Origin of the sequence: Halalkalibacter sp. AB-rgal2 (genome assembly GCF_041821005.1) — a bacterium.
Classification (GTDB): Bacteria; Bacillota; Bacilli; order Bacillales; family Bacillaceae_D; genus Halalkalibacter.
Genome location: NZ_JBGUAV010000045.1, coordinates 1 through 9949, shown reverse-complemented (window position 1 = coordinate 9949; position 9949 = coordinate 1). Strand labels below are relative to the sequence as shown.

Below are 9949 nucleotides of genomic sequence, written 5' to 3'. Positions count from 1 at the left end.
GATTCTAAATCGACAATAGTGATATTCTGACTTTCCAACATCTTTCTTTCAAATTCACTCATCTCATTGAAAATACCACAGAGATATATTTGAGGGCAATTTTCCCCCATGTTGTCTCGTAACCAACCTAACCAACTAAGAAAATTGGGATCATCCCCTGAGAAACCAAGTAAGCAAAGCTGAGTCTCAAGCATTGACTGCTGTACAGTATTTACTAGTGGTGCGTATTTTACTGGATATGTTCTGTAATCTTCCTCACAAATGATATACGGCTTTGTATTAGGGATACTACCATGTAGTTTTATTATTCGTGGGTGGGTACTTCCTGGAAGGTCATTTTGTGAAGTTAAAATTTTATAATTTTTCCTTACAGAAATATTATCAATTGACCTTTCAAGTAAAGTATCATAGTTAGTAGTAAAAACATCGTTCCAATTCAAATCTAGTAACTTCACATGTAAATCGCCAGGAATAAATTTATCATCTTCTATACTCTCTTCAATAAATTTATCTAGTTTATTCCTACCAAAAGCTACCTTATACTCTTCAGCCAACTTTAAAACATTTTTCCCTGATGTCTTTTTCATCAATACTTTTTCCCATTGTTTTCTTTCATCCCCCTTATCAGGACAGGGGTACAGAGATTCATACATTATTTTTGCGAGTTCTTCCCAATTTGGTGAAAGGGTATTTTCCGCTAAACTTATTGCATTTTTAGAAAATCCTGCTCCTACCATAACGGAAGTAGATCCATATTTATTAGGATCATGTAACCTTTTTGCAATATCATTTATGTAGGTATGAACTAACTCAGCGCCCATCTACCCATCTCTCCTTTGATAAAAATTCACTTTCAAAAACATTTATTAAAATATTTTTACCTCTTAATCAGAAAATTAAACTCGTAAATTAGAAAGCATTACTATAGAAGATTATCGTTTTTTCTGCTTCACAATAGTTTACAAAAATTTAAAATCCAATTTAAATTTAAAAATTCCCATTTTAGTTACTTTTCATTATTCACGATACGAGGTAAATGCTATTTTTTCATTCCTAAAAATTTATACCTTCCTCACAAATTTTAAATTTGTTTTACTTGGAATAAAAACCTATATCTCTCCGGTATTTCCTAACTCATAATAACATCAATTACATCAATATCTTCAAACTCCAAAACATAACTTCTAATCTGTGGTTTTGCAATTTTCAAACTAATATTCATCTTTTTCACGTAATACAGAAAGTCACTTAGTAGTTTAGTCTCGTTCTTACCTTCTTCACTTCTATCTTTTTTACAGCTTTGATAATATTCTAAGAATTTATTACCTAAATAAATACATTTTGGTTTAGGTATGTTCTGTATAGGAACTCTCTTTTCCTTGATCTGGTAACCAACATAAAGCACAATTCTCCATTCCCTTTCATATTCCCACTCTTTATACTTTGAAATTACTGAACTTAATACCGCTAAATCTAGTTTTTTATCATCTTCACATATATATGTTACATCCAATGGTTTATCTATGTATAAAACTGGATAAATAAAATTAGAAATCCTATTTTGGTCTTGTCTAAATCCATACTCTATACAAATACCTTTGTTGTTATTTGCATACAGACTCCACATTTTGATATCCTGATTACTTGAACTTAATGAAGTTATTCTAAACCCATTGGATAAGTATGATAATTTAAAATTATCCTCTTCCTCTGAGTTTTTTAATAGAAGTTTTGTAGCTTCACTATCAATTATTTTGTTATATCCTATTTCCCTAGCTTTTTCATTAAGATTTTGTATTTGTTTTAATTTTTTATTATAAGTATCAAAGTGCATTGTAGAGTCGTATAAATCGTTGAACTCCGTTGGAATTGTCGCGGTTAAATTATTGGTCTTTAAATTTAAAACGCTATATTGATTTATGCTAGTATACTTATATAAAAAAGGTGGGAAGTTTTCAGCGTCAAGAAGTCTTATTTGATCCAAGCTAGTCCTATTTCGCATTAACTCTTTAAGGTCATTTCTTGCAGATCTACTTAAAATGTAGTTCAATGTATTCATTGCGTTGATACGCCCCTTTGCTTTTCAGTTAACGCTGTCTATTGTCAGGTGAATACACCCCAACCGTCATAAAATTATAAAATAGCCAGTTCATAATAATAGAATAACATTTATATCCATTTGTCGAAATGATATTTTCGTAAAAAAGATTATTGTACAGAATTAAGTCTACTCCGCAATACAAGAGTTAATCTAGGACTATGCTGAATATCTTATGATTTTATATCTTTTATCATCAGATCGATTTTTGCTTTATTCGTCACTAGGTATTCACCAAAAAAAGAAACCTTGAAAGGCTATAGCCAATCAAGGTTTTTCAAATTCTATACTTCTTGCTTAACTAAGTCTAATAAAAAATCACCAAAGTCGTTAGCAATTATTTCATATGTTTGACTCTCTAATTCAACTCCAGGCACAAAAGATACTACTTTTGGTTCTCCATTATCATCAAGGTGACTATAGTCTAAACAAAATATTTCGTCACTCCCAGTATCATATATAACTAGCAGATTATCAGGTAGATTAATTTCCCTTCGCTCTGTTAAAGTGTACCATATGGCGTCTGGAACTGATGAATTTTCAAAATCAGCATTAATAATTCCGTAAATTTCTTGTGCTCCGAAATTACCTGCTCCAAATGTCTTTAAATAATCAAAATATAAACCAGTAAACTTTAACCCTAATTTTTCTCCAGCCAAACTAATTAATTCCTCTGTACGACCACCCACAAAGTCAGCAATCTCTTCATCATTCAAAATAATTTCCTTTGCTTTTTGATAATTTTTTGCACTCATGTCCATCCCCCTTTAACATTAAAAATCATTGGCTCTATTTTTCCAGTAATCAGTTCGCCATTTATTAAACTCAGACCTATTTATACCTGAAGGTATAGTATTAGGATTGATGTGGATTACAGAACTATTATCTTTATGAAACGTCTGTGTCACCTCTGCTATCGAACTTTCATTTCTTTGTGTTGTGTGATGAAGGTTTATAGACTTTCCATCTGGACCAAGTGGAGCTAATCCCTTCTGCATTCTTTCAAGGTTAGTTCTACCACGCGCATCTTTCATATTTGGATTTATAATATCATCTCTTTGATAAACTTTCACGTTTTTAAATTGGGTTGTTTTATCCCAATAATTATAACCATTATATATACCCATATTCCCACCAGGCTCAACCTTACTAAACTGAGCCCTGTCACTTTCATCCAACTTCCGAAACATCGCTCGTGAATCGATCACATTAAACGGTACCGAACTGGCTACTACTGGAGGCATTCCTAATCTCGCTGCGAGATCACTGATGGTGTCCATTCCTCTTTGTAGCGTGTTCTGAACGGTTGTGGCTGTCGATTGAATCGTGCCTAGTGTCGTGCCTAGCGTTCCGGCTGGTGGGATCGTTGTCGGTCGATTGGAGGAATCCGTCCGGTTGTTCTTGGCGGTATTGGCCATTTTGCTCGCTTGGCCTAACCGAGACATGCCTTTATCTCCGTATATAGAGATTAACACTTTTCTAAACATTAAAAATCACCTTGATAGGCATACAGCCAATCAAGGTAATTTTTATCTAGTTATTTTTTCTAGTAGACCATATAACAGTTCCATCATCTAAAGAAACGCTCAAAATTTCATTTTGACTTGATACTTCAATTAGATTCCCTTTCTTGATGTAGTTATCCATTTCTTGTGGATGATTTATTATCGTATCAATTTCAACAGTACACGCATAATATTCTAAATAACCTTCTTCATCCATTTCTAAGCCATTATCGGTTTCATAAATGGTATCTAATTTTCCTTTTATTCTCAAACCATTTAAAAACTCAATCAATAAACTAGTGCCATTGGGGTAACTACTAATTTTCTTTATTAATTTATCCATTTATTTTTCACCTTTCTTTACGGTCTCGAAGGTACAATATGTGCACCTTTCTTTGAATAATGAATTATCCCTTTAGTCGTCTCAATTGCTTGACCTGTATTAGGGTCAACATATTTACCAATTACTTGTCCAAAATCTACACGCTCTTTATTTTGTCCAATCCATTGACCTGTTCCAGCATGAGAGTCTAATAATTTCTGAGAGTCACCATTAAATATACTTTTTCCAGATTGATAGTTTGGATGACCAGGAATATGTTTCCCTTGCTTTCCTGAATGTACTGTAGCGTCAAAACCATTTACGACTTTTACCGTACCATTCCCCCCACCAGGTTCAACCTTACTAAACTGAACTTTGTCACTTTCATCCAACTTCCGAACCATCGCTCGTGAATCCATCACATTAAACGGCACCGAACTGGCTACTACTGGAGGCATTCCTAATCTCGCTGCGAGATCACTGATGGTGTCCATCCCTCTTTGTAATGTGTTCTGAACCGTTGTGGCTGTCGATTGAATCGTGCCTAGTGTCGTGCTAAGCGTTCCGGCTGGTGGTATCGTTGTCGGTCGATTGGAGGAAACCGGCCGGTTGTTCTTGGCGGTATTCGCCATTTTGCCCGCTTGGCCTAACCGAGACATGCCTTTATCTCCGTATATAGAGATTAACACAAGTCCTGATGCGTAGCCTAGCCATTCCCCTTGAGAGTAGCTCGTCCCATTGATGACATCTTCGTTGAAGGAATCACGTAACATTTGCCCCATTTCTATGATAATCCCCGGTTCCTTGATCACTTCCCCTGCAAAGGCGATTTGGTCTTTGACGGTGCCAACAGGATCTTTCGCAAATTCCCACAAACCCTTCCCTGTATCGATTCCCGCTCTTCCAACACCAACGGCCCCTCCTCCGATCATCGCCATATTTTGTTCCATACGATGAATACGACTGTTAATCATCGGAATGTTCCAACCTTTGATCGTATCCAGAATCGCACTTCCTTGATCGACCGAATGAGTAGCCGTTTTCAGCCACCATTTCTCATGCGTGCCATGTGCTTTGCTGAGCGGGAATCCATTCGGCTTCCCTTGAAAGTCAGTCACTTCAGTCACATTCCCTGTCCCTATAACACCGAGCTGCACAAGTGAAGCATTGTGTGGACTTCGTCGGAAGTGTGCCACGACACTTCGTAACGGCATTCGCGCTAGGACACGTTCTACGATGACTTTGATCAAATCTCTTTTCGTCGTCTGTGCATATTTCTGGAGCCCTAGTGAGCTGAGTGATGCTTTCGCTTCATTCGTATGTAAACCCAGCCGACTGATCTGACCACTTTCCGCTTTTTGAATGGAAAGAAGGTCTTTGAGAACAGTCGATTCCTTTGCTTCTGTTACTAGTGGTTGAATGGTAGACAGACTTGTCTGAAACCCTTCTGCTCTTGTGGTACTCGTCTGATTCCCAATAGCTGACATCAACCGTTCGATTTCCGCTATTGATTGTGAAATAAGCCCCTGATCCTTCCTCCCGGTTTTCGTGAACGTCTCTGCTTGTCTTGTCAGCTTCGATGTCACCTTCAGGACATCATCGTGATCCTCCTGCACGCGGGAGGAAGAAGGCGATGTCGCACTTGTTAGATCTGATACACTACGGATCGTTTGATCGATTTGCTTCATGATCCGCTCAAACTCTTGATAAGCTTGTTCGATTTCAGTCTCTTGCTCTTTCACATAAGAGCTCTCAACAATCGCTCGTTCGCTCCTATCGACGTTCATATGGAATTCGTGAATGTGCTTCTGAAGGTTCTTCTCTAATTGGATAAAAAGTCCTTCAAATGACCGAAGAAGCGTCCCGTGTACGTCACCAAAATAGACCTTAGCCGCATCGGCAGCTTCTCCCTTAAAGCTAGACATTCGACAGGTCTCTTTTATATTCGCTCTCACATCTCGGAGCCCTTGCCGAAGCTCTCGTAATTGCTGAGATTGTTCTTCCTTAAAGGCATGAACCTCGGCCATGTTCACTTTCTCATTCGCCATCTATTCTTCCCCTCCATTACAATTATTCCATTATAATACAGGTAATAGATGGTGTATATAGGATATCACTCACATTTTAACGCCAATATAAATGGCATATCTCATTTTAAATGTATTTATCCAAAACTGAAAAACAATGCTGCGCAGTATTTAGTCTATTACGTAATACAAGAGTTAATCTGGCACATATGTAGAATCGTCTTATAGTTATTATATCTATTATCGTCAGATCGTTTACAGCGTTTAACTTAGTATTAGACACCCTATAACTTTACAAAACGAACATACATTCCTATAATGAGTATTAATCTAACAAATTTAGGAAGGTGTAGCTATGATAGTATATCAAACGACCCATCTTGAGGATACCATTGAGAACTTATATAGCCAGCTTGGAATAGATACGCCATCTAATTTCAATATGGATGATATAGCGCGTATACTTGGTATCAGCCTTCACTTTCAAGCTTTTAGCAGTCAATTAGTTACATTCAGAGGCAAAACAAGAATTAACATTAATTCCGAGCAAACGCAACAAGAAATGTGGGAAGACTTTGGGCATGAACTCTGTCACTACTTAAATCAATATGGAAAACAAACGAATATGGCCGAACTTTTTTTAAAATTTCAAGAATATAAAGCAGATCACTTTGCTCTTCATTTTTGTGTGCCAACTTTCATGTTAGAGCAAGTTGAACTACCTGCAGAACGTAATCAAGCAATAGCGTTAATAGCAGCAAAATTCAATGTGACAATTCCATTTGCTAAGAAGCGCTTAGAGCGTTACGAACAGCAATTAATAGGTTCAGAGATTAATCTTCGTTTTATTGCTCAATTTGAAGCTATGAATCTATTCAAACAACAAATTGGATGTGACTCCGTTTTAGAAGATCATAATAATACTTATTTGGTAAAACGCCACAGGATTAAATAACATAATGAGAAATAAGAGTGATTGTTGATCAGTATAAGCTCATGTCTATACGTTTTTTTAGTATGTTCTTAAATAATCTAAACTGTAGGTTTTGATTCAATTGACAATTTCGATGAATAATTTAGAACGAATGTCCGAAGCTTTTTTAAATATAAATTAAGTATAACAAAAGGCAGGTGTTACAATTGCGCCCAACGGGATTAGATATATTCATCTATTTAAGGAAAAGCCGCAAAGATATAGAAAGCGAAAGAAAAGAAGGTGGCGATACCCTTCAACGACACAGAAAACTTCTATTAGAGGTTGTGAAAAAAGAGAATCATAACCTAGTAAGTGAGCCATTTGAAGAAGTTGTATCTGGAGAATACATAATCGAACGTCCTGAGATACAAAGGATGCTGAAAGAAGTGGAAAATGGAGCAGTAGACGCTGTGCTTGTTGTTGATTTAGACAGGCTTGGCCGTGGAGATATGTATGATATGGGTTCTATCTATCGTACATTCAGCTATTCAGAAACATTAGTATTAACTCCTACAGATGTCATCGATCCAACTCAAGAAAATTCTGAATTGATGTTTGGCGTAAAGAGCATTGTGTCACGAGAGGAACTCAAAAGCATTAACAAGCGCTTGCAAAATGGCCGAAGAGCAAGTGCTAAAGAAGGCAAATTTATAGGCAAGCAAGCACCGTTTGGATATAAGATTGATCAAAATTTAAAATTAGTGCCGGATCCGGAAACAGCTCCTATAGTTAAGATCATTTTTGAAAAAATATCCGAAGGATTAGGACGCCACAAAGTAGCACGATATTTAGAAGAAGTTATAAAAGCTAATCCTCCCTCTAAATATCAGTTTTGGGACCAATCAAGCATTTCATACATTATAAAAAACGAAGTATACAAAGGAAATATCATCTGGGGGAAAACAAAGCAATATAAGCGAAATGGCAAACGTATAACGAAGAAACTCCCTCGAGAGAAATGGATTATTGTTGAGAATGCACATGAGGCTGTCGTACCAGAAGAGTTATTTCGAGAAGCAAATAATGCTCTATCAGCAAGATATCGAACTCCTACCGTCCAAGCCCTTAAATTGTCTAATCCACTTGCAACAATTTTAAGATGTTCCATTTGCGATCGTGCTCTTAAAGTCACTCACTCAAAGGACAGGCCGAATAAACAAGTCCGTTGCGAGACAAGAACATGTGCCCCTTTTCAAAAGGGTGCACTTCTACCAATTGTTTATGACAAGTTAATCGAATCCTTAGAATCTATTTTAGAATCTATAACTATTGAAGGAGAATTAGTAAAAAAGCAAGAAGAAAAGCTATCGGTCTTACCTGGTCTCAATAAAACACTAGAACATGCCGAAAAAGATCTCGCTTTGTTAGAAAAGCAAAAAACGAATCTACATGATCTCCTTGAACAAGGCGTTTACGACATAGAAACATTTATGGAACGACAAAACATCATCGTATCGAAAATGAAACAGCTGCAACAGACTGCAATTGAAACTGAAGAAAGCATTAAACGGGAAATGGAGAAAGAAAAGCATTACTCTACCTTCCTCCCTCGAGCACGTTCTATTTTAGAAACCATTAAGAATACTGATGATCCAGAACATATCAATAAGCTGTTAAAGTCCATTGTAGAGAAAGTTGTTTATACTCGTAAGAAAGACTGGAAAGAGGTCGACAAGTTCAAATTAGATATCCATTTAAAAATATAATAGCTGTAGCTATGAAATAAAAATTAAGCAAACATACCTTGCAAACCCTTATTTTACGATAAATAAAAAGAAGCCATTTTGAAAAAAGATTGATCAAAATGGCTTCTTCTTCATTAGATTTTAGTTTGGTTTTTATAAAAAAAATTAATTATTTTCTACCTATATTGTTCAATAATCGCGCTGGATTGTTGAAGATGGTTATTAAAGTAAAGCACCCAGTTAGTAAATAAAGTTTCCACTTTGGTTTACTAAACTCCAAACTGTTTTAAATGGTGGTCAAGGTGCTTATAAATTCCTTTTCCCCATTGCTCAGAAGTAAGTTTACCGAAAAAAGGATGTGGGTGATTTGTACACTTCTGAGGACCATTACTTTGAAATGTAATTATTTTTTCCTTTAGTTTTTCCTTTTCTATTTCAAACTCCTTTTCATCTACAATCAAAATGGTAGGGATTGTTGACATGTTCTTGGCTAATGGCTTGTCATTATAAAGAATGGGTTTCACAAACCTCCCAATTAATATCCCTAACCAACCTCTCGAAGGAAAGGCATTTCCCATTGCAATGTCTTGAAAGGATGAACAATGTGCCAGCATTTTGGCAACATCCATTTTACCCCATTGAGGTTTTGAATTTGGGCTTAAATTGTCAATTCGGTTTAAAACTTCCTCTGCGTGCGATTGATTAAAAATATCTTTCATTTTTGTGCCCCCTTTGCATGTTTATTACCACAAATCCCTAATTGATTGTTGCACTAAACTGCCCGTTAGTGAAATAACATTTTAGAAATTAATAGCTTTTAATCACCAAATGCAAATATTATTTCTGTTTCGCAAACTAATTCTCCATCAACCGTAGCTATACCTTTGCCTTTTCCAATAGGACCTTTTAATCGAGTTATTTCAACCTCAAGACGCAGTTGGTCTCCTGGTTTAACTTGCTGTTTAAATCGGCATTTATCTATACCTGCTAAAAGCCCTAATCGTCCTTGGTTTCCTTCTTTAGTTAACATCACAACTGCACTTACTTGAGCTAATGCCTCTACAATTAATACGCCTGGCATAACTGGATAATTGGGGAAGTGTCCGTTAAAAAACTCCTCATTCACAGTCACATTTTTTAAACCAACTGCTCTTTTTCCTTCTTCTAATTCGATAATTCTATCCACTAAAAGAAATGGATAACGATGTCTAATAACATCCTTAATTTTTTGAGTATCTAACATCATTAAAGCCCCCATAACAATAATATTTAGAGAAATCTATTTATTTCTATTTTATCACTTGATTTTAATGCTTGGCACCAAAATATAGCACTA

Annotated in this window: 10 protein-coding genes; 2 read left to right on the top strand and 8 right to left on the bottom strand. The window is 36.0% G+C overall.

Features of this window, described 5'->3' with window-relative positions:
* From ACERJO_RS20605 to ACERJO_RS20580, 6 genes are all read right to left on the bottom strand, one after another.
* On the bottom strand, positions 1-821 hold an 821-nt coding region (locus ACERJO_RS20605), incomplete at its 3' end, for an SIR2 family NAD-dependent protein deacylase (protein WP_373648729.1).
* A 308-nt stretch (positions 822-1129) separates the two neighbouring features.
* On the bottom strand, positions 1130-2059 hold the full coding sequence (locus ACERJO_RS20600) for a DUF2971 domain-containing protein (RefSeq protein ID WP_373648728.1): 930 nt from the start codon (positions 2057-2059) through the stop codon (positions 1130-1132).
* 323 nt (positions 2060-2382) lie between these two features.
* Positions 2383-2853, bottom strand: coding sequence for an SMI1/KNR4 family protein (locus tag ACERJO_RS20595; protein WP_373648727.1), 471 nt, complete (start codon positions 2851-2853; stop codon positions 2383-2385).
* Positions 2854-2871: 18 nt separating this feature from the next.
* Complete coding sequence (locus ACERJO_RS20590) at positions 2872-3543, bottom strand: HNH/ENDO VII family nuclease (RefSeq protein WP_373648726.1); 672 nt, start codon at positions 3541-3543, stop codon at positions 2872-2874.
* An 88-nt stretch (positions 3544-3631) separates the two neighbouring features.
* On the bottom strand, positions 3632-3946 hold the full coding sequence (locus ACERJO_RS20585) for a hypothetical protein (protein ID WP_373648725.1): 315 nt from the start codon (positions 3944-3946) through the stop codon (positions 3632-3634).
* A 17-nt stretch (positions 3947-3963) separates the two neighbouring features.
* Positions 3964-5973 carry a polymorphic toxin type 50 domain-containing protein gene (locus tag ACERJO_RS20580; RefSeq protein WP_373648724.1) on the bottom strand — a complete coding sequence of 670 codons (2010 nt, stop codon included), beginning with the start codon at positions 5971-5973 and terminating at the stop codon, positions 3964-3966.
* Positions 5974-6307: 334 nt separating this feature from the next.
* Here ACERJO_RS20580 and ACERJO_RS20575 point away from each other — a divergent pair, with 334 nt between their 5' ends.
* Together ACERJO_RS20575 and ACERJO_RS20570 are read left to right on the top strand one after the other, a co-directional pair.
* The gene (locus tag ACERJO_RS20575; RefSeq protein ID WP_373648723.1) at positions 6308-6907 is read left to right on the top strand and encodes an ImmA/IrrE family metallo-endopeptidase; all 600 of its coding nucleotides are present in this window, start codon (positions 6308-6310) and stop codon (positions 6905-6907) included.
* A gap of 176 nt (positions 6908-7083) precedes the next feature.
* Complete coding sequence (locus tag ACERJO_RS20570; RefSeq protein WP_373648722.1) at positions 7084-8634, top strand: recombinase family protein; 1551 nt, start codon at positions 7084-7086, stop codon at positions 8632-8634.
* A gap of 248 nt (positions 8635-8882) precedes the next feature.
* On the opposite strand, the gene ACERJO_RS20565 is transcribed toward ACERJO_RS20570, so the two are convergent.
* Both ACERJO_RS20565 and fabZ read right to left on the bottom strand, forming a co-directional pair.
* Positions 8883-9332, bottom strand: a complete 450-nt coding sequence (locus ACERJO_RS20565; protein ID WP_373648721.1) for a DUF1569 domain-containing protein — start codon at positions 9330-9332, stop codon at positions 8883-8885.
* A gap of 98 nt (positions 9333-9430) precedes the next feature.
* A complete protein-coding gene (fabZ, locus tag ACERJO_RS20560; protein ID WP_373648720.1) occupies positions 9431-9856 on the bottom strand; it encodes a 3-hydroxyacyl-ACP dehydratase FabZ in 426 nt (141 codons plus the stop codon).
* Positions 9857-9949: the final 93 nt, after the last annotated feature.

What these genes read in the sequence shown, in the direction of transcription:
- ACERJO_RS20600 (WP_373648728.1), bottom strand. Translation starts at nt 2,059, where the DNA reads ATGAATACATTGAACTACATTTTAAGTAGATCTGCAAGAAATGACCTT.
- ACERJO_RS20595 (WP_373648727.1), bottom strand. Translation starts at nt 2,853, where the DNA reads ATGAGTGCAAAAAATTATCAAAAAGCAAAGGAAATTATTTTGAATGAT.
- ACERJO_RS20590 (WP_373648726.1), bottom strand. Translation starts at nt 3,543, where the DNA reads ATGTCTCGGTTAGGCCAAGCGAGCAAAATGGCCAATACCGCCAAGAAC.
- ACERJO_RS20585 (WP_373648725.1), bottom strand. Translation starts at nt 3,946, where the DNA reads ATGGATAAATTAATAAAGAAAATTAGTAGTTACCCCAATGGCACTAGT.
- ACERJO_RS20580 (WP_373648724.1), bottom strand. Translation starts at nt 5,973, where the DNA reads ATGGCGAATGAGAAAGTGAACATGGCCGAGGTTCATGCCTTTAAGGAA.
- ACERJO_RS20575 (WP_373648723.1), top strand. Translation starts at nt 6,308, where the DNA reads ATGATAGTATATCAAACGACCCATCTTGAGGATACCATTGAGAACTTA.
- ACERJO_RS20565 (WP_373648721.1), bottom strand. Translation starts at nt 9,332, where the DNA reads ATGAAAGATATTTTTAATCAATCGCACGCAGAGGAAGTTTTAAACCGA.
- fabZ (WP_373648720.1), bottom strand. Translation starts at nt 9,856, where the DNA reads ATGTTAGATACTCAAAAAATTAAGGATGTTATTAGACATCGTTATCCA.